General features: G+C 52.7%; 21 protein-coding genes. 9 read left to right on the top strand and 12 right to left on the bottom strand.

Features of this window, described 5'->3' with window-relative positions:
* Positions 1-104 precede the first annotated feature (104 nt).
* From AB8809_RS16900 to AB8809_RS16915, 4 genes are all read right to left on the bottom strand, one after another.
* The gene (locus tag AB8809_RS16900) at positions 105-518 is read right to left on the bottom strand and encodes a hypothetical protein (RefSeq protein WP_349855048.1); all 414 of its coding nucleotides are present in this window, start codon (positions 516-518) and stop codon (positions 105-107) included.
* The gene (locus tag AB8809_RS16905) at positions 515-1,246 is read right to left on the bottom strand and encodes a Mor transcription activator family protein (protein ID WP_349855050.1); all 732 of its coding nucleotides are present in this window, start codon (positions 1,244-1,246) and stop codon (positions 515-517) included. Before AB8809_RS16905 ends, AB8809_RS16900 begins: the two co-directional genes overlap by 4 nt.
* Before the next feature lie 296 nt (positions 1,247-1,542).
* A complete protein-coding gene (locus AB8809_RS16910; protein WP_349855052.1) occupies positions 1,543-1,743 on the bottom strand; it encodes a hypothetical protein in 201 nt (66 codons plus the stop codon).
* A 2-nt stretch (positions 1,744-1,745) separates the two neighbouring features.
* Positions 1,746-2,012: a hypothetical protein gene (locus AB8809_RS16915; RefSeq protein ID WP_349855054.1), complete on the bottom strand. Its 267-nt coding sequence runs from the start codon at positions 2,010-2,012 to the stop codon at positions 1,746-1,748.
* A gap of 996 nt (positions 2,013-3,008) precedes the next feature.
* On the opposite strand from AB8809_RS16915, the gene AB8809_RS16920 reads away from it, so the two are divergent.
* Entirely contained in the window at positions 3,009-3,770 is a 762-nt protein-coding gene (locus AB8809_RS16920) for an AAA family ATPase (protein ID WP_349855056.1), read from the top strand.
* Positions 3,771-3,772: 2 nt separating this feature from the next.
* On the opposite strand, the gene AB8809_RS16925 is transcribed toward AB8809_RS16920, so the two are convergent.
* The 3 genes from AB8809_RS16925 to AB8809_RS16935 are packed head-to-tail and all read right to left on the bottom strand — an operon-like array spanning position 3,773 to position 10,241.
* Positions 3,773-6,100 (bottom strand): DPP IV N-terminal domain-containing protein, encoded by a 2,328-nt coding sequence (locus AB8809_RS16925; protein ID WP_349855058.1) that lies wholly within the window; start codon positions 6,098-6,100, stop codon positions 3,773-3,775.
* Complete coding sequence (locus AB8809_RS16930) at positions 6,006-7,808, bottom strand: ABC transporter ATP-binding protein/permease (RefSeq protein ID WP_225181298.1); 1,803 nt, start codon at positions 7,806-7,808, stop codon at positions 6,006-6,008. Before AB8809_RS16930 ends, AB8809_RS16925 begins: the two co-directional genes overlap by 95 nt.
* 60 nt (positions 7,809-7,868) lie before the next feature.
* Positions 7,869-10,241 carry a TonB-dependent receptor gene (locus AB8809_RS16935; RefSeq protein ID WP_349855061.1) on the bottom strand — a complete coding sequence of 791 codons (2,373 nt, stop codon included), beginning with the start codon at positions 10,239-10,241 and terminating at the stop codon, positions 7,869-7,871.
* A gap of 408 nt (positions 10,242-10,649) precedes the next feature.
* Between AB8809_RS16935 and AB8809_RS16940 the strand changes: the two genes are divergently transcribed.
* From AB8809_RS16940 to trxA, 8 genes are all read left to right on the top strand, one after another.
* Positions 10,650-11,171: a sigma-70 family RNA polymerase sigma factor gene (locus tag AB8809_RS16940; protein ID WP_015839438.1), complete on the top strand. Its 522-nt coding sequence runs from the start codon at positions 10,650-10,652 to the stop codon at positions 11,169-11,171.
* Positions 11,172-11,180: 9 nt separating this feature from the next.
* Complete coding sequence (locus tag AB8809_RS16945) at positions 11,181-12,149, top strand: FecR family protein (RefSeq protein WP_015839437.1); 969 nt, start codon at positions 11,181-11,183, stop codon at positions 12,147-12,149.
* Between the two features lie 142 nt (positions 12,150-12,291).
* A complete protein-coding gene (locus tag AB8809_RS16950; protein WP_300997480.1) occupies positions 12,292-13,173 on the top strand; it encodes an energy transducer TonB in 882 nt (293 codons plus the stop codon).
* Between the two features lie 78 nt (positions 13,174-13,251).
* Positions 13,252-13,992, top strand: coding sequence for a MotA/TolQ/ExbB proton channel family protein (locus AB8809_RS16955; RefSeq protein WP_180778335.1), 741 nt, complete (start codon positions 13,252-13,254; stop codon positions 13,990-13,992).
* Between the two features lie 14 nt (positions 13,993-14,006).
* Positions 14,007-14,429 (top strand): biopolymer transporter ExbD, encoded by a 423-nt coding sequence (locus AB8809_RS16960; RefSeq protein WP_180778334.1) that lies wholly within the window; start codon positions 14,007-14,009, stop codon positions 14,427-14,429.
* A gap of 157 nt (positions 14,430-14,586) precedes the next feature.
* Positions 14,587-15,951: a metallopeptidase TldD-related protein gene (locus AB8809_RS16965; protein WP_349855065.1), complete on the top strand. Its 1,365-nt coding sequence runs from the start codon at positions 14,587-14,589 to the stop codon at positions 15,949-15,951.
* 34 nt (positions 15,952-15,985) lie between these two features.
* On the top strand, positions 15,986-17,431 hold the full coding sequence (tldD, locus tag AB8809_RS16970) for a metalloprotease TldD (protein ID WP_349855067.1): 1,446 nt from the start codon (positions 15,986-15,988) through the stop codon (positions 17,429-17,431).
* Between the two features lie 67 nt (positions 17,432-17,498).
* Positions 17,499-18,764, top strand: a complete 1,266-nt coding sequence (gene trxA / locus AB8809_RS16975) for a thioredoxin (RefSeq protein ID WP_349855069.1) — start codon at positions 17,499-17,501, stop codon at positions 18,762-18,764.
* 33 nt (positions 18,765-18,797) lie between these two features.
* Here the strand turns inward: trxA and AB8809_RS16980 are convergent, their stop codons facing one another.
* The 5 genes from AB8809_RS16980 to dapA form a co-directional block, all read right to left on the bottom strand.
* Positions 18,798-20,873 carry a GNAT family N-acetyltransferase gene (locus AB8809_RS16980; protein ID WP_349855071.1) on the bottom strand — a complete coding sequence of 692 codons (2,076 nt, stop codon included), beginning with the start codon at positions 20,871-20,873 and terminating at the stop codon, positions 18,798-18,800.
* A gap of 17 nt (positions 20,874-20,890) precedes the next feature.
* The gene (locus tag AB8809_RS16985) at positions 20,891-21,343 is read right to left on the bottom strand and encodes a DUF441 domain-containing protein (RefSeq protein ID WP_129703474.1); all 453 of its coding nucleotides are present in this window, start codon (positions 21,341-21,343) and stop codon (positions 20,891-20,893) included.
* A 220-nt stretch (positions 21,344-21,563) separates the two neighbouring features.
* On the bottom strand, positions 21,564-22,277 hold the full coding sequence (purC, locus tag AB8809_RS16990) for a phosphoribosylaminoimidazolesuccinocarboxamide synthase (protein ID WP_015839428.1): 714 nt from the start codon (positions 22,275-22,277) through the stop codon (positions 21,564-21,566).
* 143 nt (positions 22,278-22,420) lie between these two features.
* Positions 22,421-23,458 carry an outer membrane protein assembly factor BamC gene (gene bamC / locus AB8809_RS16995; protein WP_349855074.1) on the bottom strand — a complete coding sequence of 346 codons (1,038 nt, stop codon included), beginning with the start codon at positions 23,456-23,458 and terminating at the stop codon, positions 22,421-22,423.
* Between the two features lie 16 nt (positions 23,459-23,474).
* Positions 23,475-24,353 carry a 4-hydroxy-tetrahydrodipicolinate synthase gene (dapA, locus tag AB8809_RS17000; RefSeq protein ID WP_015839426.1) on the bottom strand — a complete coding sequence of 293 codons (879 nt, stop codon included), beginning with the start codon at positions 24,351-24,353 and terminating at the stop codon, positions 23,475-23,477.
* Positions 24,354-24,465 lie beyond the last annotated feature (112 nt).

The raw sequence follows: 24,465 nt of genomic DNA on the forward strand, positions 1-24,465 counted from the left end.
ACATTACCATGTTTAAAAACCGTTTAAATCGCCTGAGATTCGTTTAAACCACTCCAAGATATACAGCGACATACCAAGCCAGAGAAAAACGCCTATAACCTCAATCAGTGCGATATTCCAGTTTCACTTTTCCCACTACTTCCGACACTGTCACGGAAAGTTTGGACGGCATCACAAATTTTTAGTACCTCTTTAGCAGTCAGACTGTATTTTTCCCCGGCTTTATCCGCGCCGAACGCATCGGCATAAGCCGCAACTTTGGAGCACACAATAAGATGTGAACACTCTTCAACATCTTCCGGCATCAGCTTTTCATTAAACTGATATTCCATTACCCGAACAATTACCCGACCGACAAAAGGAATGCCGTTGATTTCATGCTCTGGATCTAATCCGATTTCACGGCAGGCATGAACAACGCCTTGCTCAACAACTTTTAACGGTTCGGGTAAATTCTGACGCATGGTTTCAATTCCAAGACTGACACCAGCATAGAAAATATCTTTACTTAATTTCATTTCCCTTCCTCGTATTCTTTCATTGCTAACCTTACTCTTTTAGCTGCGATAGAAATTGTTTTATAAGAAACACCATATTTTAAAGCAACTTCACTTAAAGACATGCTAATAGAGTCAATATACATATCAACATCAGATATAGCTTTATGTAATTCAATTGCTTTAGGTAGGTAAAACTGCATCCCGCCAATAACGGCCATAACTTCCATCGTCAAGATTAAAGATTTGCTTACTCCTGATATTTCATCATTAGGATTAACCCCTATCTTTTTTAAAGCATTTTCACAAGCGCCATAAAAATAATCTATTCCAGAGTGTGATTTAGAAAATCTCTGGTGACGAACAGCAATTAAAGCACTCCTTTTCAGAGAAGAAAGCTCACCTTTTATATTATAGTCAGGATTGAATATTAGCGCTTTCTTATAAAAATCACTGTCATCATGCATTGATAAATATTCATCAAATAAATTAGTAGCACCGACATCACAAAAGCATTCAAGGTCAAAGTTTTCACCAAATTTACTTACTGCTATTTCGATTTGCTTTTTTAATAATTTTATGTGCTCTCTTGCATGTTCGGCTGAAAAGTCATAACCAAGACGATTAACTTCTCTGACCAGTTCATCACCAGATAATGTAAAAGCTCTTTCGATTACAAATCGATTTGCATTACTTATGTCTCTATGAGGAGGTAGGTTTAGTAACCTTTTAAATGAACCCTTATTCATTTCGATAATCTCTTAACTTTACCATATAACGATGCATAGATGACTGGGAAACTTGATAACCGATTTTTTTTGCGAACTCGATGTTATCCTTTATGTTTCGATAACGATTGTTGCGTATATGGTTGTCCAGTTTTTGCTTATCCCCCAGCGTGATAAACATCAGCTTCTTCAAGCTCTCTTCCTCATACCTCATGGGATAAAGTGATATTAATCGGGAAAAGGTGGAACGCCGGAGTAACCCTGTTCAATCCATAAAAAAGGGGAGCCTAAGCTCCCCATTTATCAATAATTCAAGATTATGCGTTAATATTTTTAATAATGTTCTCAGCGTGATCCTGACTCTTTACAATCAAGCTTAATACGCCCGTCATAGCGTTGCCAATATCACCGTTACTTTCTTTCTCTATGAGAATTTCCATCATACTACGGCACCATTCAAGAGTGGTAGCAACATTGTTAGCTTCATTAATAAGAGTATTATCCTGAAACTTAGCCATAGTTACGCCCTCCCTTCTTCAAGGGCAAGAGCTACAGCCTTTGAAATAGCAATATCTTTAACTGATAGCAAAGAGTAAATAATAACTTCCAACTCTTCAGACGTAAGTTTCTCAGATAATTCAGCACTAACCGTACTGATTGCATCAGTACAATTTCGGGACACCGTTAATAAATCGTCAACGGATGGATAAGAAAAAATAGCTTCAATTGCAGTTTTAGCCACAGCAAGAGCGACAGGATCAAAGGTGGGTTGTGAATGGTTAGTCATGGCGATGCCCCTTGTAGTCGGTTATCGCTACCACAGAGGTTCGAATCTCTTGGGTGGTAGCCCAGACGGGGTTCGAACTACCGGCCTACAAGGGTACCGGCCAACCCGAAGGTTGCCCCGCCTGAGCCACCATTGAACAGGTAAAGGCCAGACTTGCGACAATAAAAAACACGCTGGCGCGTGTATGTCGCCTTGTAGTTTGCTCGGGGTTCGAATCCCGCCACCAGATTTTGCTGGTGAGATTTAAACGTACACGCAAACAAACCATAAGGCAACTGCTTTTTTTCTGGCTGATTGGGGTACGGATCACAGAACAGCCCCCAAAACCGAGGCGCACTATACATGGGGAGGTGAAGGCAGGCAATAAAATTGATTTTGTGAATTAAAATTCATTTACGGTGAATTAAAATGCAATCTGTATTTTTTCCTGCGTCCTTTTTGATTTACCTTACTATCATCGATTTTTTTACTTATTCTTCTTTTAAATCATAAACATAAACCAATAAGAATTTTCATAAACCGAATCGGCGTATTCTTCCTTTTTAAATAAACCGAAAGAACAAAAAAATTAGCCGCACCGCTTACCTGCAACGCTAATTATGACTTATCATAATGCTTTATCATAATAAGTCAAATAAAACGATCTTACTCAATAACTTACACAATCCTTATTTATCATTAATTGGGAATTAGTGGGATTTCATTAGGAGATTTAAACGACATTTAAACAGATTTAAACGCCGATGTTTATTTATCAAAATATATGGTCAATTTCCCGTTCCCCTCATCCTTTTCTCATTTTGACGCGAAACGTAACAATTTGTAAGCAAGTAGGGTTGACAAATTGCGAGACCAGACAGGACAAGGGATTCAACACCCATTTGTTTTCGGATAATTCAACGTAATCCCGTATATCCTTTTCTCATTCTTACTGACCCATAACAGGCACTTTATTAGGAAAAAATAAGATGCCTTCAATATCAAAAGGTAAATAAGGTGGAACAACGTGACAAACCCTATCTGCAACGTGTCTATTTTCATCCAAAGAAAATACGTGATCCCCAACATTATCCCTTTAGCATTCCGGCAATCAGCGATCTCGAAAAGATCCATTTCCATCCTGATGTCACCTTTTTGGTCGGCGAGAACGGCTCTGGGAAATCGACGTTGCTAGAAGCTGTGGCGATCGCGATGGGGTTCAACCCAGAAGGCGGATCGCGTAACTTCAATTTCAGCACACGCGACTCCCATTCCAACCTGAGCGACTACATCCGCATCGTCAAAGGCATAACGCGCCCACGCACCGGCTATTTTTTACGGGCAGAAAGTTTTTTCAATGTCGCAACAGAAATAGAAAATATCGATCCCGGTCTGATTCAACTGGCTTACGGTGGTGTTTCGCTCCACCAGCAGTCGCACGGCGAATCGTTTATGGCGCTGTTAAACCATCGCTTTGGCCCCAACGGGTTTTATCTGCTGGACGAACCGGAAGCCGCACTGTCTCCAACCCGACAGCTTGCAGCATTAGCGCGTATCCATCAGCTAGTGAATACGGGATGTCAATTCATCATTGCCACCCACTCGCCTATTATTCTGGCTTACCCTAGCGCGGTGATTTATCAGTTCGATGAAAGGGGTATTCAGCAGGTTGCCTGGCAGGAGACGGATCACTATCAAATCACGCGGCAGTTTTTAAATAACCCACAGGGTATGATGGATGTCTTATTCGCCGATGATGACATCGGCGAATCCTTTTAGCGTCAGGGTGATTGCTCTGCCACCGGGCTATTCCAGTCGGGTGTTTTTCGCCCGGCGAGATGACGAATAAAAAAGTCCCACATCAGCCGCTGACCGTACGCACTGCCGCTTACACCATGGCCTCCACCGGGCATGTAGAACAGGTCAAAATCCTTATTGGCTTTAATCAACCGATCGACAACCTGCATCGTTGTGGATGGATCAACGTTTTCATCCAACTCCCCCACCATCAGCAACAGTTTACCCTGTAAACGCCAGGCATTTTCTGCATTGGAAGACTCCGTATACTCCTTGCCTATTGGCCACCCCATCCACTGCTCATTCCACCAGATTTTATCCATACGGTTATCGTGACTGCCGGAATCCGCCACCGCGACAGTATAAAATTCAGGATGAAAGAGCAGTGCTGCCATCGCGCTCTGCCCACCCGCAGAAACACCGGTAATACCGACGCCACGAGCAATGTCATACCAGGGATACTGTCTTGCTACTGCCTGATGCCACAGAACCCTATCGGGGAAACCCGCATCCTTGAGGTTACGCCATGCCATATCGTGAAACGCACGCGAGCGGTTATTGGTGCCCATACCGTCAATCTTTGCCACAGCAAAGCCTAATTCGGCCAAGGGTTCGGGCCAAAAGGAAAAATCTTTCGGCACAAAAGAACCATGCGGCCCGGCATAGATCCCCTCCACAACGGGATATTTTTCCCCTTCATTAACATTACGTGGCGGATAAATAAGCCCCCAAATTTCGGTTTTACCGTCTCTACCCGGCGCCATGAACGGAACCGGAGGACGCCAGCCAGCGGCACGCAAACGACTGATATCGGTGGTATTGACGCGCATAACGGCTTGATTATCGGCCGTACGATAGAGCGTGGTGATCGGCGGTAGATCGTAGCGCGAGTAGGTATCGATATAGTAATCGCCGTTGGGTGAAAAATTCAGCGTGTGGTTGGCGGGTTCCGGTGTTAATGCCGTCAGGTCGCTACCGTCAAAGCCGATTTTATAGCCGTGTGTGTAATAGGGATCTTCACCTTGATTGATACCTGATGCACTGAAGTAAATTACCCGATTCTTTTCATCAACCCAGTTAACGGCGCGCACCACCCAATCACCTTGGGTAATGGGGTTTTTCACTGCTCCGGTCACAGCATCATACAGGTACAGATGTTGCCACCCACTGCGCTCTGAAGCCCAAACGATCTCTGTACCGTTAGCCAGATCGTGGCGGTAATATTTACCGCTGCCGGTCAACACCCCTGTCAGCGGCATATAATCGATAAACGTGTCCGCCGTTTCGTTAATCAGCGTGCGTGCCCTGCCCGTTTCACTATCCACTTCAATAACCCGATATACCTGATGGCCACGCTGATTATATTCAAATGTGAAAACACGTCCCCCTTTCTGCCAAACGGGGTAAGAGAGCGAATAGGGATTTGGAAACAGCGCCGGGTCGATAGCCGTAATACGCCGTGAAGCCACCTCAATCACGACGGGCTGAGGTCTATCCAATACATCGCCCGGTTTAGGGTAGGCAATCTGACGGTGTTTCGGCTGTAACTGGTCTGTGGGGGAGGATTCAATATAGTGAACATAACGTTTCTCACCCCGCTGAGTACGAAACAGTACTAATCTTGCGCTATCTGGAGACCAGCTCAATCGTTCGATCTCGTACTCATTCTCTGCTGTTCCGTCCTGCGTGATGGTGGTCCGTTTACCATCCTGCTTACCAATCAGCACCAGATTGTGATTATCAACGATCGCCTCCCATTTCCCATCGGGCGATATCCGGCTCTGATACGCGGGAACCTCTTGCTTTTGTTCTGCTGACTGAGAGAGATCGGACACAACACGACATTGGTAGAGATGAATATCACAACCAAGCAGTCGTGCCCCTTGAGGGATAAATAACAGTTTTGCCTGTTCGTTATAATCAACCTGTTCAAACGGCAGTGTCGTCGCCGTCACTGGCTTGGTGAGTAATGGGTTAAGCGCCTGTGCCAGACGCTCGTGATCAAAAGCAGGCCTCTGAGTCTGGCTGGCGACCTCCACCCGCATAAATTCATAGCCACTGGGTCTATCGGCTGTGGCAACAACCGAGCGACGATAAACAAATGACTGGCCATCCGACTGCCATATCATCCGCCCCGGATAATGGTCAACCAGCGTCCGGTAATACTGTCCCAGTTCCCGCACCCGGCGATAATCCTCGCGGTTCAGATCGGGCGGCTCACTCGCCACGCCAGGCAAGGCCACGCTCGCTAAAAGCACTATCAGTACGTTGATACCGTGGCGCGTCATCGCCAGTCTGGTTTTCCCTATCATGATGGTTATCACTTCCGGTTAGCGGTGTCAGATGTAAATGATGAGTATGAAAAGCAGCCAGCGTTTCCCGATGTGCCACGCTGATAATGGCGCTGTCAGGCAAACCGTTAATCAGCGCCTGATAAATCCGCTGTTCCGTTTCAGGGTCGAGCGCACTGGTGGCCTCATCCAGAAAAATAAAGTCGGGACGATGCAGCAATGTGCGGGCTATTGCCACTCGCTGCTGCTCACCGCCGGATAACCGCTGCTGCCAGCGATCTTCATCATTCAGCTGTTCGGCCATGTTCGGTAATGCGCTGTCTATCAGCGCCTGCCGACACGCCTCATCGCTAAAATCACGCGCCTGACCGGGGTAACACAACGCGGCTTTCAGCGTGCCTGTTGGAAGGTAGCTTTTTTGCGGTAAAAACAGCGTGCGACAGCGGCGAGGCCGCGCAATCGCCCCGCTACCGTGCTGCCACAGGCCGGCACAGGCGCGCAGTAGCGTGCTCTTCCCTACACCGGACGCCCCGTTAATCATCCAGCGCTCGCCCGGCGACACCTGCCAGTTATCTAACGCCGTCAGCGCCCGCCCCGCAGGCGTAAACAACCGCAGGTTCTGACAGGAAAAATCAGAGCCATCATGATCCGTAATCCGAATGGGCGATGGCGACTGCTCGCTTTTATTCAGCGCTTCCTCCATATCCTGCAAACGCTTCGTCAGCGCCAGCCAGCGCGTGAAGGACTGATACGCCTGCATAAAATAACTCAGCGTCGCACCGAGAGAGCCGTAGGCCATCTGAATCCGTGTCATATCGCCAAAGGTAATCTCACCGCTTAATAACAGCGGTAAAGCCAACAGCGTCGGTAAGGGCGAAAGGAAATGGCTAAACAGACTCTGGCCAAACGACACTTTGAAACCGCGCAGCAGCACAGACAGCGCGTTATCACGCACGCGGGCAAAGCGCTGAGCAAGGCGCTCTCCTTCTCGCGCCCCGCCTTGATAGAAGGCAATCTGTTCAGCATTTTCACGTAGCTGAACGCCCAGAAAGCGGAAGTCTCCCTCCGCGTTCTGCTGATTCATATTCAATCTGATCAGGGCCTTACCGAGCCAGTGTGACAGCGCGACCTGAAGCACGTACTCGATGTAAAGGGCATAGACCATGTAGCCAGGAATCGCCCAGTCGCTGCCCATAAACGAAAAACGCAGCACCCCGGACACCGACCACAGCAGCGCCGTGTACGTGACGGTGCTGATGATGACCGAGATAATGCTGAGAAAAAAATTCAGCGAGGCCGACACCAGCTCGTTAACGTCATCGGCGATGCGCTGATCGATATTCGACAGCGCACCATCCCTTTCTATTTGGTAATAAGCCGATGTTCCCGTCCACCGCCGAATATAGTGGAGCGTCATCCAGGTACGCCAGCGCAGCGCCAGATAGCCTTGACTCAGTACGTTTACCCACCTCAGCATCATGGCTCCCAAACCGAGCACAAAGCTGAAGATAAATAGCGGTTTTATTTGCTCCCAATCCAGCCCAATCAGCGCATCGGTAAATTTCCCCGCTATCCGGTTCGCTTCCACGCTGATGTAGGCCGTACCCAGATTGATGCTAATAATCATCGCCAGAATAAGCAGCGCCAGATATTTCTCTGGCGTCTGCCAATAGGGCATCAGAATCTGGCTGATGCCCGGTCTTGCAGTACTTGTCTCTCTTGCGTTCATGCGCCGTATCTACCTGCTGATTCGTGTGAATGCCCGTTTTCGTCTTCGCCAAACGGATTATCAGAACGAATACGTCCCGGTGAGACGCCATACTCGACCATCTTTTACCCCCACCCATGAACGCGTGGATGATGGATAGTAGATATCGCGATCGAAAACGTTATTGACGCCCAGCGTCAGCGACCACGACGGTTGACGATAGAAGACGGACGCATCTGTAGAGTATTGGCTACCGATATCAAAGGATTGCGTACCACGACCACTGCTGGCTCGTGATGTGCCACTCACCCCAACAGAGGCACCTGCGCCCTGTAGACTCCCCGACTGAATTTCATAGGATGTCCAGAAATTGCTGGCATGACGTGGCGATCCCTGTGACTGAACCGCAGACGGGTCTTTGTTATCCGAATAGGTATAACTGGCCGTTACATCCCATCCAGGCAGCACGGTGCCATTCAGATCGACATCAAATCCTTGTGTTTCACGCCCTTCCGTACCGACCGCAATCCCATTCTGGAACACCACCAGATTTTGCTGTTTCAAGCTGAAAAAAGCGGTCGTTAATGTCAGGTCGTCATCCAGCAAATTGAATTTCAGCCCTGCTTCTTTGGATTTACCCGTCGTCGGCGGCATCGTTTCCCCCGTGCGGCTAACCTGCGCATTACCGCTGAAGCTGTTCAGCAGGTTGGCATAAATCGTAATATCGGGCGTAATATCAAAGCTCAGACCGTAATTTGGAATCCATTTACTGGAGGAATAATTAGAAGGACGCGTTCCCACCAGATAAGAGTTATTCCAACTGGAGCGCTTCAGAGCAAGTTGAGCGTGCCATCTTTCCCATAGATCAATTTGATCCTGCAACAGAAAACCACTCTGGATCAGTTTCGAGCTATAAGTACGACTGGTGGGTTCACCGATACCGGGATAAACCAGCGAGTCGGGATTGTAAACATTGCCGTTAGTCAGCAACGTAAAGTCGCCATCGTAGCTGGTGAAACGCCCATATTGGTAATCATGCCCAACCAATAATGTTTGGGTAATCGGTCCTAACTCCACTTTGCCACGGAAATCGTTTTGCAGACTCCAGTTCTGGTTGGTGGATTTATAGGCCAATGGATGACTGAATTTGCTGCCATCATTATTGATTTGCAGCGTTTCATTCATTTTGGCCTGCATAGAGGCGCTTTGGAAACCCGCTTTACTGTTAAACGTCCAGCCATGCAGCAGATCCTGCTCAAACTCGTAATAGGCATTGGTCGTTTTCAGCTTGTTGTGATCGTCCTTATCGCCCAGCCGGTAAACAGGGAGTTTCTGTACAGCCCCGTTATTGTAGAACGTCCCTGCCGGGCCGGAATCACGGAGCTGATTCACTTCCGCCCCCACCGTCAGCCGTGTGGAATCCCCTTTCCATGAGAAAGCCGGGGCCAAATAATCGTTGTGGTTGCCGTTGAAGTCAGGATAAGACTGACTGGACTTCATGGTAGACGCATTTAAACGGTAGCTGAAAGCCTTGTCATCCGTGAGCGCACCGCCGAGGTCAATGGCAGTTTTGAATTCACCGTAACGCGCGGCCTCAACCTTGACGCGCCGGATCGTCTCCGCCACAGGCTTTTTACGCACGATGTTAATCGTCCCTGCGGCAGAGCTGCTCCCCGCCAATACCGATTGCGGCCCTTTCAGTACCTCAACACGTTCGATACCATCGATAGCCGTTCCCTGACCAATACCGGCGTTGCTGGATCCGGCAAGACCGTCCGTCGCGCCCGATGTCACGTTAAAACCGCGAATCCAATAGGTGGGAGTACCCCGGTTAGACTGCACTGTCACCACACTACCGGAGTTTTTCAGCACATCCTCCAGCGACGTTGCCTGACGCTCATTGATCAGCTTATTACTGATCACCTGCACCGACTGCGCCGTTTGTTGCAGCGAGGTATTGGTGCGTAATGCCGAAGAGGAGGTGCCGGGGTTTAATACCGTTTCGTCTTCGCTACTGGCACTGACCGTAATCGCTGGCAGCGTTTTGTCACTCGCCCGCGCCACTTCTGCATCATTGGCGCGGGAAGACACAATGGTCAGCGTGCCATTATCCGTCGTCGTCAATAATAACGGCGTACCTTGCAGTAAGCGTAAAATAGCCTGACGCGTTGAATAATTGCCATTCAGCGCGGGACTCTGATAATTCGCCACCAGCGCAGGATTAAAAGAAAGCGTCTGTTTGCTTTGATTAGCGATAGCCAATAAGCCTTTTTGCAGATCGCCAGCCGGAATAGAAAATGCCACGGTGTCATTTTCACCCGCCGCGTAGACGCTCACAGGAGCAGTCGTCGCACCGATGAATAGCGCAGAATTAAGCGCCAACATGTTAGTAAAAAATAAGCGTTTCTTAAAACTCAGCCCCAGAGCGGGAGAGACAGTATTACGTTTTTTCATTTTTCCCTCGTCAATTGCTTCAACAAATCAGTTTTTATTGGTCTTCGTATGAGTTGTGCAATGACGATGAAAAAGTGACAGCGGGAAGTCGATTTTTACGACAATTATTTTTTCACGATAACGAACCTATTGATTCGGAAAATACTTTTTCTTTGTGTTTTTAATACAGGCAATACGTCTCTCTTCTACACCTTCTTTTTATTTCATATTGCAAAAGCCTCTGGAAATAGCGATTTCTCCATTTCAGGCAGTAACAGAACATTTCTAACTAACCATAGAAAAAAAACGTGGTTTGACTCCTGCAAATTTTGACTTAAAAACAGCACAGGACGCATCGTTCCTTTTTTCTGCGGCCCTGGGGTATCCCGGCTCAAGCATTGTTGTGATTTACGCTATTTAAGGATGCCCATGTACACAGAGGCTGTTAAAAAACCCGACTTGCTGTCGCTGATATTTCGCAGCGATTATCGCTGGCTAACGGAAAAATTACGCCGCCGCATTGCCTATGGCTGTGAAGCGGAAGATGTCGCTTCCGAGGCCTTTCTGCGTTTAGCCTCTCTGCCGAATCTCGCCAACGTACAAGAACCGCGCGCGATGTTAACGACACTCGCCAAACGCGTGCTGTATGAAAACTGGCGTCGGCGCGATCTGGAAAAAGCCTACCTCACCGCGCTGGCGAGCAAACCGGAGTTTCACCATCCGTCACCGGAAGAGCAACAGCTGTTGATGGAGGCGCTGCTTACTATCGATCAGGCGCTGGATGGACTCTCCATCAAAGCACGACAGGCCTTTCTGTTCAGCCAGCTTGATGGCATGACCTATGCGGATATTGCCGTACAGCTCGATGTCTCCGTCAGTATGGTCAGAAAATACATCGCCAAAGCGCTGACCAATTGCTATTTGGCCACGCAGGACAGCAGTGATTTATAGGTGAACCGCATGGCACGACGACACATGGATGACCCGATTGCCGAGCAGGCGATTGAATGGATGGTGCTGCTGCGTTCCGGTGAAGCGACACAGACCGATTATGACGAGTATCGCCGCTGGCGATATGAGAACCCGCTGCATGAGCGCGCCTGCCAACGCATCGAGCAAACGCTGGGGAAATTTCAGCCGCTGCTTGCTGCACTCCCCCATGAGCCGATTCGACAGGCGCTATTGGCACCATCAGGCCGGCGCAAAGTCCTGCAATACGGGTTGGGGATGGTCGCTGTTGCCTCGCTAAGCAGCCTGTTACTTAATCAGCACTATCCTCTGTCGCCGCTGTTGTCCGATGTGAAAACCGCTACAGCGCAGCGCCAGCAAGTTCCGCTCAGCGATGGCAGTACGCTCATGTTGAACGCACGTACCGCCGTCGACATCAATGTTGAACCAAAGAATAGCATCCGTCAGGTCGGCGTTCTCAACGGCGGTATCTTCGCGAAAATTAAACCGGATGCACAACGCCCTTTTATTATTGATACCCAGATGGGCAATATCGTCGCCCTTCAGGCCAATGTAAACGTGCGCTATGAAAGCGGTGGCGTACACGTCGGGGTGCTGGACAATATTGCCAAAGTGACGAATCACGCGGGGCAAAGCCTGCGCCTTCATGCCGGTCAGGGCGTGTGGTTCGATCGTTCAACGCTCTATCAGGTTGCCGTGACGCCGGAAACAGAAATCGCCTGGATGCAGGGCCGTCTGGAAGTGCGCGATCGTTCTCTGGCTTCAGTCATCAGCGCACTGCGTGATTACACTCCCGGGATCATCCGCTTGGATCCCGCTATCGCCGATCTGCGCGTCAGCGGCAATTTCCCGCTAGATAACCTGAATTACACGCTGGATTCGCTGGCGCAAACCATGCCTATCGCCATCGTGCATACCACCGATTACTGGATACATATTCGCGCGGCCAAACCGGCATAAACGGTAAGTCATCAAAAAATTTCACGCGCGTGGTGACACTTTTTCCGCCTCGTTGCACATCATTAATAGAAGTCATCACCACCCCGATGCTCGGGGCTGAATGAAGTATTCGATACCCCAAGCAAGAGCAGCAGAGGAAAACGTGCAACAGGCATCCGTGCAACACTTTTCGTTAAACGCGCGCGTTGATGCGGCTCCCGCCGCACGGCATGACGTCTCCCCCGCCCAGTCGCCGCGCAACATGGTGGCGGCAGCACCTGTTCGGGGAGAAATGGGGAAGATAGCGCTCAGCTTTCTGACCGTCGCACTCATCCATGCGGGTGTCGCCGCCCTGCTCATCACTCGTACGACCGAATACACCCCGATCAATTTGCTTAATCCGGCTGCCAGCGTGAGCATTCAGGCCACGATGGTGGAAGCGCCAGAACCTGAGCCTATTCCCGAACCGTCGCCGGAGCCACCTGTGCTGACGTCAGAACAGGGAGAACGCGAGATTGCATCGGTTCCCGAAAAAGCGATCGCTGAGGAACAGCAAACACCGCCACCGCCGGTCAAAAAGGAAGTTCACCAGCCGCCTGTGAAGCCCGTGGTAAAACCACAGCCTGTCCGCCCAAAAACGACCGCCGAACGTCAGCCTGCGGTACGTCCAGCGCCGGAGCCCTCTCCCGCGGCACCGGAAGCGACGCCAGGCCAGTTGACGCTCGCCAGCAAGGGCAACCTGATGCAGAACAATCCAGGCGCACAGCCTAAACAGGTCGCCTCCGTCGGTTGCGTCGTCCCGCAGCCTGATTACCCTCGCCGCGCTAAACGTCTTCAGCAGGAAGGCGACGTACTGGTACGGCTGGTGATTAACCCGGAAGGACGTTTGATTCGGCATGACATTGCCCGCAGCAGCGGCTATGACGCGCTCGATCAGGCCGCAGTTGAGGCCGTAGCGCAGGCACGCTGTACGCCTTACCGCGAAAATGGACAGGCCATTACCGTCATGACGATCCAGCCCGTCAATTTCCGGCTGGCTCGCTAAGAAAACACCGGCGCTGTAATGGCACTGCCGCCATTTTGCAGACGCGCCCGAATCAGGTTATTACATAAGAGGTCACACATGAACACGTTAGATATCCACCATTTCTGGCAGCAGGGCGATGTGGTCACCCACTCGGTAGCCATCATTCTGCTGATCATGTCGCTGCTGTCATGGACAGTCATGCTGCTTAAAGCGCGCCAGCTACTCGCATTGAACAAGAGCGTGCAATACAGCCGCCATACCTTTTGGCAGGCCACCAGCCTGCAAGAGAGCGTCGAAAAATTCGGTAAGCAGCGTTTCAACCCGTTCCGCGATCTGGTGATCGAAGGACATGCGCTGCTGAAACACCCACATAAATTCTCTTCCACGCTAGGCGGACATGTCGATCTCAGCGACTGGCTAGTGCGCGGCCTGAGCAACACGCTGGACACCAACTCAGGGAAACTGCAATCCGGCCTCGGAACGTTGGCCTCCATCGGCAGCACTGCGCCGTTTATCGGCCTGCTGGGCACCGTGTGGGGCATTTTTCACGCGCTACAAACCATCAGCACCATCGGCCAGCCCGATCTGGCACAGGTAGCGGGTCCCGTCGGCGAAGCGTTAATCATGACGGCGTTTGGCCTGTTCGTGGCGATTCCCGCCGTCTTAGGGTTCAACGCCATCAATCGCCGCAACCGCATCGTGCTGCATGCCATGAATCGCTTTGCGCACGATCTTCACGCTTATCTGCTGACTGGCGCACGCGTGGAAACCAATATTACCGACCTGAATAGCACAGCGCGGTATGAACCCGTTCATCCCGTTGAACGCTCCGCCTGAAGAGGAACACCGCCATGAGTATGTCATCACCGTTTGAAAGCCAGGAAGATGCGCTGCTTAACGACATCAACATGACGCCGTTTATCGATGTCATGCTGGTGTTGCTGATCGTGTTTATGATTACCCTGCCAGTCATCAACCACGCCGTGAAAGTGGAACTGCCACGGGCCAGCGTGGAGAAAATCAAAAAGGATCCACAAGCGGTAGATATCGCGATTACCGCGACGGGACAGATTAACTGGAATAAAGAAGCGGTCGATGATGCGCAACTGATCGCCAAACTGGATGCCGCATCAGCCGAAGGCGCTCACCCCAATATACGGCTGTTTGCCGATCAGGCCGTCGAGTATGGTCGGGTGGCGTATGTCATGACCAGCGCCCAGCAGCGTGGCCTGAACAAAATCGATTTCGTCCTGCAACCGGTCAAAGCCCCCTGATCACGTCTTCCGCACTGATGCTGACCGTTTCTCTGGCATCAGTGCGCCAAGACTCCTCACTTCACTCCCCAGCGTAAAAAAGTTTCGCAACGCGGTGACGCTTTTCTTTTCTTGTTGCACATCATCAGTAGAACACCGCAACGCATGGATACCAATAATGCCTTCTCTTGATGAATCCCCCGTTCTTGCTACGCCACACACCGACACCCTTCAGTCGCTGGCCGGTGACGTGCTGGATTTCGCGGCTGCTAAAGGCGCCAGCCAGGCAGTCGTGAGTGTCTCGCAGGGAAACCGCCGAACGATCCGCGTCAGGAACGGCGATATTGATACGCTGACGCAAAACCAAAGTCGCTTTCTGTCCGTCACGGTCTACTTCGGCCAACGGGCAGGGAGTGTGTCCTCCACCTTATTTAGCCGCGAAGCCTTGCGGGATGCGGTTGACGCCGCCAGCACGCTGGCTAAATATGCCGATGAAGATCCCTGTAGCGGACTGCCGGAATCACAGCATTTCGCTCGTGATATTTACGATCTTGCGCTGCACAGCACCGACACGCTGACGGTTGAGCAAGCGCTATCGCTGGCACTACGTGCCGAGCAGGCCGCCAATAGCACGCACGAACATGGTTACAGCGAAAGTACGGAAATCACCTCACAGCAGGGTGACTTTATTCTGGCGAACTCCGCCGGCTTTTCCGCAGGCTACCCGACGTCGCTGCACACGCTGTGGAGCCATGCGATTGCCCGTAACGAGACGCAACGCCAGCAAGGCTTTTGGCACACCGTCGGCCGGGCACCTTCGCTGCTCGCCGAACCGGAGGCTATTGGTCATACCGCAGCCCGACGCGCAGTGGCGCAGCTAGGGGCACGAAAACTGTCCACCCGCCGCTGTCCGGTACTGTTTGAAGCGCCTGCAGCACATAGCTTAATTCATCATCTGCTCGGTGCGCTGAGCGGCGCATCGCTCTACCGTTCCACATCGTTTCTGGGTCAGTGCCTCGGCGAGGCCATCACCGCTCCGCATCTGAGCTTGTATGAAAACCCGTTAATTCCCGGCGCGCTAGCCAGTTCCTGCTTTGATACCGAAGGCGTCGCCGCCGTTCCGCGTCACGTCATCCGCGACGGTATCGCGCAGGGCTATTTTCTCTCCAGCTATAGCGCCAGGCGGCTGGGATTAACGACAACCGGACACGCTGGCGGAGCCTATAACCTCACCGTTAGCAGCAGCCAGAACCACCCCGCCGATGATTTACCGACGCTACTGCGCCGTATGCACACAGGGCTGCTGGTGACCACGCTGCTGGGGCACGGGCTTAACCCTATGACGGGCGATTATTCACAGGGGGTAGCAGGCTTTTGGGTCGAAAACGGCGACATTCAGTATCCGGTCGAAGAAATCACTATTGCAGGCAACCTGAAAACGCTACTGCTGCAATGCGTCGCGCTCGGCGCGGATATCCACACGCAGGGCAATCTCTCCTGCGGTTCTCTATTGATTGAAGAGATGCAGATCGCCGGGCAGTAATCCCACATCGCGTCACAGAAACAGGATCACCATCATGGCCATACACGCCACCACGACATCCGTCTCACCTGCGCTGTCGGCATTTTCGCTGGAAACGACAGAGATAACGCACGCGCTGAACCACATCATGCAGCGTCAGGTGGACTATGCCGATCTCTATTTTCAACGCCGCCAGCAGGAAGGCTGGCAGGTAGAAAACGGTATTGTGCGCCCAACAGGATTTAGCCGCGATCAGGGCGTTGGAGTCCGCGCCGTCAGCGGAGAGAAAACCGCATTCTCCTACACTAACGATCTTCGTCCGCAGGCCATTCTTCAGGCCGCCAGCACCGTAAGAGAAATCAGCCGTCAGGGGCAAACCGCCAGCGTGGCCTTACTGGCATCATTGCCGCACGGTGCCACCACGCTCTACCCGTCAGACAATCCCTTGCTCGCGATCACGGAAGAACATAAACGCCAGTTGCTGTTTTCGATCGATCGTCAGGCGCGTGCCCGCGATCCCCGAGTGACGCAGGTAACGGCCTACCTGAACGCCTCACATGAAACTATTCTCATCGCCCGGCATGACGGTCGACTCGCCGCCGACGTTCGTCCGCTGGTGAATTTGGTCATCAACGTGGTGGTCGAGCAACAGGGTCGCCGCGAGAATGGCTCCAGCGGTGGCGGACGGCGGCTCGATTATGGATTTTTTACCGAAGAAACGGTCAGCCACTGGGTTAATCAAGCCGTCGATCAGGCGCTAAATAATCTGGACGCCAGCCCAGTGCCAGCAGGCACCTACAGCGTGATCCTTGGTGCAGGATCACCCGGAATTCTGCTGCATGAAGCCATAGGACACGGTCTGGAAGGCGATTTTAACCGCAAAGGCAGCTCCGCTTTTTCCAGCTTGTTAGGAGAACGCGTCGCCGCGCCGGGTATTACCGTCGTGGATGACGGCACGCTCGCGAACCGGCGGGGATCGCTGCATGTGGATGATGAAGGCACGCCGTCGCAGTGCACGACGCTAATTGAAGACGGCATCCTGCGCGGTTATTTACAGGACAGCCTCAACGCCAGACTGATGAATACCGCGCTAACTGGCAACGCGCGTCGGGCGTCCTATTCCACATTACCGCTGCCGCGTATGACCAACACTTACATGTTGGCTGGACAGTACCCAGCCGAAGAAGTGATCGCCTCCGTTAAAAACGGTCTCTATGCCGTCGGCTTCGGCGGCGGGCAGGTTGATATCAGCAGCGGGAAGTATGTCTTTTCTACCACGGAAGCCTACCTGATCGAGAATGGCCGCGTCACTCGGCCGGTTAAAGGCGCCACGTTGATTGGTCACGGACCGGAAGCGCTGCTACACGTCGCGATGGTGGGCAACGATCTGGCTCTGGATGACGGCAATATCGCGTGCACCAAAGAAGGACAGTCATTGCCCGTCAGCGTCGGCCAGCCAACGCTTCGCATCGACAACATGACCGTAGGCGGCTCGCAGTAAGCCGTATTGTCACGGTTCATTGTTCCCCTACCCCAATTACTCACGATTTTCTCTGAACGGAGACACCATGTCAGACACCATTATCACCGCCAGCGACACCTCGCTGGATGCGTTGCTCACGACTAGCGACAAACCCATTCTGCTCGACCTGTGGGCGCCCTGGTGCCAGCCGTGTAAAACGCTGGCTCCTCTGCTGAACACGATTGCCGACAACACGCCAGATAACCTGACCGTCGCCAAGCTGGATGTAGAGCAATATCCGGCGTTCATGCAGCGTTTTGGGGTACGCGGTATTCCTACGCTACTGCTATTTAAAAACGGACAGGAAATCTCCCGACAGATCGGCGTGAAAACGCTGGCACAGCTACGTGGCTGGCTGGAGTCACACCAGATTGCGATACAGAATACCGTCCAGCCGCTGGCAGACAGCCGCGTAACGTGGGGCTCGTTCTATGGCGATGCTTCTCTGCATGCTTTTCTCCACCAGCGGCTACGCCAGCATGCGGCAGACGACGATATTAAACACGCGTTCGCTCCCTACTGGCAGGACAACAAAGGCTCGGTTTCTGCCGTACTGGCGCACAATGCAGACATTCGCATCTTCGAGCGGGTTACCGGGCTGCCTGCCGCACTCGGGCTGCTGCTGGAAAAACTGCCGAGCACCACGCCAGAACAAGTTGACGCACTCTTCACCGCGCTCACGCCGGGAAAAGCCGTAGACGGCGTCGCGCTGCAATGGCTGCACCACTGGTTAAGTCACGAAGAAAATCCGTGGTCTGACTGGCTGGCAGATAAAACCGTCGACAGCCTACGCCAGCAGTGGACTCATGCGATTTCGCGGCTGTTAGCGAGTGAAGTGGTAGCGGAAAGCGAATGGACGGCACTGCATCAGCAGGCGATAAGCTGGGAAGAGAAAGCTTCCGGTGAGCTCGGTCTGGAAAAGAATATTGCGACAATACTCGCCAGCCTATCGCCGCCGCCTGCTGCGTCTGATGCCGATAGCTGGCGGAGCATCAGTATCACGCTCGGCTTCGCGCTGGCGCAGACTCTGCAAATTAAAGACGGCTGGAGCAGAGAAGAACGCGCAACGCCGGATAAGCGCTTCCGCTGGTTTCAGGCACAGGAAGACGCCACGCCGAGCAAAAAGCTAATGGACGAGCAAATTACCGCGCTACGTGAACAATGGCTTCAGGAGAATCCGGTTTTTTCTGCGAAAGAGGATGCTTTTTATCAGCGCTATCCACAACTGTTAGAAGCGCAGAAAGTCCCCTTACAGGAAACGCTGTGGGCATTACTGCACCGTGCGCCCCCCTTCAAATCACAGCTGGACTGATGCCATCAGTCTGACTCTGCGTAATATGGCGTCTCAGGGATGAGGCGCATTCCCCGTCAAACGAGTAGAAATCACCCACGCTCTCCAGCGCTCAACGCGTTGCGCGTCAAGATCGAACAACGCATTGGCTGCTTCTTCGCGCCAACGTTTCAGGAGCGCTTTCTTGCCAGTCAGCCCCAATGTAGCCGCAATCTGTTCGCCTTCTCCCGGCGTTTCCACCAGCAAGCGTAGCGCTGGCAGCGGCAATGAGGTGTGGATGAGCAGACGACAGATCGCCGCGAAACTGGCCTCCATCGGTCGATGTGCAAACGCAAACCCCGCCAGTTCACGCCAGTCGTCTTCATTCAATGCATTACTGTCTGTCTGCGGCAGCGCAAGGTTCAGCGGAATCAGACGCTGTAAACAGCGCCAGTCGCGTGCCAATTGCTGGCATCCCTGCTGCGCCAGTTGATGCCCCGCGTCGCTCAGCGGCAATATCGCCATCGCGCTGTAACAGCCGCTGCTGGCCTCAAGATGGCTGCCGATACGCACCAGCTGAAATCCACACGACTGCCAGAACGCCCACAGATCTGGCTGATAGCCGAAGCTAACCGACAGGTAATCCAGCCCTTGTCGTTGCGCTTCGCGCGTCTGCTCTGCGATTAACGCTCGCCCAATTCCCTGTCGGCGGTATGCCGATGCCACCGCAATTCGGCTTACGCGGCGCGCGCGCAGCGTCGGTGCATGCCACAACCCGGCGTGTGCCGCCAGCGACTGCGCCACCAGATTGCCACGCGGCCGTCGCCGTCCTGCCCATACCTCATGAGCCAGTGAGTCTGACAACCCGCCTTCTTCCACCAGCCACAGTACGCCACATAGGTTGCCAGCCACCTGTACGCTGGCAACCTGCATGCCCGGTGCATCCATCAGACGGCGCAAATCCAACGGCGAAGTACGGTAATGCGCGCTGCACAATAGCGCGTAGCACCACGCCAGTCGCTCAGGGTACGTTAGCCAATCGTCGGTACGCTCGGTGCGACTTTCCAGCGTCGAAGGGGAAATAGGTAGGGCAGCCTGCGGTGTGGAATAAAACGCTTCAGGCTCATTGAATAGCAATGCTTGATCCAACACCCGCTCCAGCGGATCGTTAGCGGCCCAGCGTAGAGGATCATCGAGCGTAAACGCTTTCCACTGCGGCAGCGTCGCACAAAATTTCAGTAGAAACCCCCGTCCGGTACCTTCATATCCCTGTACCGTCGTGGTCATCAGAATGCGGGAAAAATAGGGTAACAGCGCGGAGAGAACGGAGGACGGAATCGCCGCCGCTTCATCAATTAATAACCAGTCGATATCGGGCGAGCCATGAAGCCGGCAGTGCGCCAGCAGCGCATCCGGTGCCCAGAATGACGCATCGGTGCGTGCGTGCTGTTGCAGAATATCCGCCGCCACGCGAGAAGGGGCGGTGATCCAGCATGCTCCGCGACTCCGCTGTGTCAGCATACCCGCCAGCGCCGATTTTCCCCGCCCGCGCGGTGCAGTAATGACAAATATGCCAGATTCTGCGACGCTCAGCGCATCCAGGATATGCTGCTGTCGCGTGGTCGGTTCACCGTTCGCAGGCTGCCAGTCAGCGCGTCCGGCCAATGGCCGGATGACACTATCCTGACCCTGTTGCCAGAGCACCACGTCCTCATCGGCTGACAGCTGGCGCTGGAAATGATGGATAAAATGCGGGGTGGCAATCGGCTGGTCTTGTTCGCTCCAGCGCAGGCTGTCTTCATCCGGCAAGGTCGGCCATGACTGCCACGGCGGCACCAGCATAATCAGCCAGCTACCGGCCTGTAGGGTGCCTGACAGCATCGCCAGCGCCTCGACGTCCACGCCTTTGCGTGCATCAAACACCGCATGGAGAAACTCCCGTCCCAGCAGCGTCCGCACTCGGCTGGCTGGCAGTGAGGTAACGGAAGCTGACGCGGATTCGCCGATCCACAGCCAGTCACCGGGCAATGAGTTGCTAAGCGCCAACGCCTGCTCTTCACACCAGTTCGCTTCACCGCTCAGCACCAGCAGGCGTCGGACGCCATAGCGCTGCTGCTGGAGTTGGCTGTGGAGAAAATCACGCAGCATCATCACACGCGCCGGATGAATCAGGTCTTGCCGATCAGCAGAGAAAGCAGCCCAGCGGCGATCAGTGGCCCGACGGGAACACCGCGAAACAGCGCCACGCCCATGACCGTACCCACCAGCAGCCCTGCCACAACGGAGGGTTGATTGCTCATCAGCGACACGCCGCGTCCACCGAGCCAGGATACGGCGACACCAATGAGGATCGCCAACAGGGATTTCCAATGCAGGAAGGAATGCATGACTTCACTGGCGGTAATTTTTCCGCTGGCAATCGGTGCCATCACACCAATCGTCAGAATAACGATACCGATGCTAAGACCGTATTTTTCTACCCACGGAAAATAGCTGTTCAACGGTGTGATGCGTATCGCCAGCAGAACCAGAATCGCCAGCGTGACGGTCATGTTATGGCTGATAATACCCAGCCCCGCCAGGACGAGCAGAATTAACAATGTTGGATCGAAGTAGGCCATGGATGCGAGTCTGTCGAAAAGTAGTCAGGTTGCGCGTTAAGCAAACCGCGATGATAGCATTAATCGGCGTCAGGGGCAGGAATCGAAGTAAGAGAGAGATCGGTAAATTCTTCAGGCGGAGACGAGGAATAAGAAGGTTGCTTTCGAGCGGAAAATAGTTAAAACATTCAGGCCGTCAGCCTATTGTCGACCAGCGACCTGAACGTAAACGATTGCGCAGTTAGTCTAATTTTACGCCGATACGGTGCGCAACTTCTTCATACGCTTCAATCAAACCACCGAGGCTCTGACGGAAACGGTCTTTATCCATTTTGTTCAGCGTTTCTTTGTCCCACAGGCGGCTACCGTCTGGTGAGAACTCATCACCCAGCACAACTTCGCCTTTGAACAGACCAAACTCCAGCTTGAAATCGACCAGAATCAGCCCGGCGTCGCCAAACAGTTTGCTCAGCACGTCATTCGCCTTGTAGCTCAGCTCTTTCATGCGAGCCAGATTCTCTTCGTTCACCCAGCCAAACGTCTTGCAGTAAGACTCGTTCACCATCGGGTCATGCATCGCATCGTTTTTCAGGAACAGATCGAACAATGGCGGATTCAGCTCGATACCTTCTTCGATTCCCAGACGTTTTACCAGCGATCCCGCCGCACGGTTGCGTACGACGCACTCGACCGGCACCATCTCCAGCTTTTTCACCAGCACTTCATTGTCAGACAGCAGGCTCACCATTTGCGTTGGGATTCCGGCTTCTTCCAGTTTGCTCATGATGAAATGGTTGAACTTGTTATTCACCATTCCTTTACGGTCAAACTGCTCAATGCGCGCACCGTCTCCTGCTGATGTATCATTGCGGAACTCCAGCACCAGTAGATCGGGATCTTCGGTGGTGTAGACGGTTTTCGCCTTTCCACGATACAGCTCAGCTAGCTTTTGCATCTTTAATTACTCCACACAGTGAGGGTCAACAAGTACGACCCGATATTTAACGCTTCCCCGAACGGTTGCCGATAGCGACCGTCAATTCGGGTAGAGATTGTTGAATGAAGAAGGGCCGGATAATCCGACCCTTGGTTTATGCGTTATTTACTGAACGCCGCCTGGAATACGGCCACCAGCGCATCGTTCTGAGACTGGGTTAGCGTATGCCCTTTAGAATCGATAAATTGCAGACTGCTGCGGTTATCTAAATCGCCGACCTGCAATTTGTAATCGCCGTTAGGCAGTTCAGGATTTTTCGCGCCCAGATCATCCCAGGTTCCGCCGCTCGGCGCTCTATACTTGACGGAAACCGAGCCCTGCGGACGGCTGCGATCGCTAACTTCCATTCCGATTTTACTCAGCGCGGTTGGCAGACGATCCCACACCACCGTGTACGGACCGCGTACAATCAGCAGTGGCAGACCTGTGTCATCCGCCCCGCTCTGCACATCCAGCGAACCAATGGTGCGGTTTGCCAGTGCGTTTTCGCGCGCGGTTGCCTGAGCATCCAGACCATTACTGAGCGCATTCAGCATCAGACCAGCGTAGCGCTGATTCTGATCGCTCGTCGTCACTGGCTGGCCGTTCAGCTGTAGTCCCAGCAGTTTCACGATCAGTGCGACCTGATAACCCTGCTGCTGCACGGAAATCTGATAACGTCCCTGATACGGTACGTTTTCATCTTCACGCGGCCATGAGATCCAGTCGGTCGTCAGCGTTTGGCTGGCGTCCTGACGACTGGCAATGGTGTACGCTTTGTCTTGCAACACGCGGATAACCTGAGGCCAGAGCTGACTGTTTTGCGAACTGTTTTCTAACAGCAGCGTTGCCGTATCTCCAGAGATCTGGGTGCGGGAACCATTCAACAAGGCCAATGGTTGCACTGGAGGACGAATATCCAGTTCCTTGCCGACCGCGCCATTCAGGGTAACGGGCGGTATATCATAATCCCCGTTCTGCACCGGTAAAATCATCCCGGCTGGCGTATTCAGCGCGTGCTGCGCCGGTGCCTTCAGATAGGATTCATCGCCACTCACCTGACGCTTATAGCGCTGATCGGAGGAACAAGCCGCCAGCAACATCACGAGTGATATGCCAACGACTTTCGCCACCATCGACTTTTGTAATGAATAACTCATTAAATCTCCCTAACGATTACAGCAAACCCGCTTGCTTAAGTGCTTGCCCCATTACCGTACGACCGGAATCGGTCAGCGGTGTCATCGGCAGGCGCAGCGTATCGGTCGCCATGAGTCCCAATTCCTTACAGGCCCACTTCACCGGAATAGGATTGGGTTCAACAAATAATTTCTGATGCAATGGCATCAGGCGCTGATTTAAACGGCGCGCTTCGACAAAATTGCCCTGCGCCGCCAGCTTGCAAAGTTCCGCCATTTCACGCGCAGCAATGTTCGCCGTTACGGAAATCACACCTTTACCGCCGAGTTGCATAAAGTCCAGACCGCTGGCGTCATCGCCGCTCAGCAAAATGAAGTCTTCACTAACCAGCTCTTGGATCTGGCTTACCCGACTTAAGTTCCCCGTCGCTTCTTTAATTGCGACAATATTTTTCACTTCGGACAAACGGGCAACGGTTTCCGGCAGCATGTCACAGCCAGTACGGGAAGGTACGTTATACAGGATTTGCGGCAGATCGGTATGCTCGGCAATCGCTTTGAAGTGCTGGTACAGGCCTTCCTGCGTCGGTTTATTGTAGTACGGCGTGACCGTCAGGCAGCCCACAACGCCAGTGCCGTGAAAACGTTTAGTCAGTGAAACGCCTTCGGCGGTCGCGTTAGCACCGGTACCCGCGATGACAGGAATACGTCCGTCGCTCAGCTCCAGCGTCAGCATCACGACATCGCCATGTTCGTCATGGCTCAGCGTGGCGGATTCACCCGTCGTGCCGACAGAGACAATCGCCGATGTACCGCTAGCGACATGATAATCAATCAGTTTTTTCAAGCTCGCCCGATCGACGGCGCCTTTGGCGTCCATCGGCGTAACCAGCGCAACAATACTTCCCGTAAACATTGGCCATCCCCTCCACAAACAAGTGCTTCATGGTACTTTTGACTTCTATGCAAAAGCAAGCGGACAAGGGCGTTGTCGGCGTCTGACGCAGGTTTTTTTATGACGCAGTAAA

Origin of the sequence: Pectobacterium aroidearum (assembly GCF_041228105.1) — a bacterium.
Classification (GTDB): Bacteria; Pseudomonadota; Gammaproteobacteria; order Enterobacterales; family Enterobacteriaceae; genus Pectobacterium; species Pectobacterium aroidearum.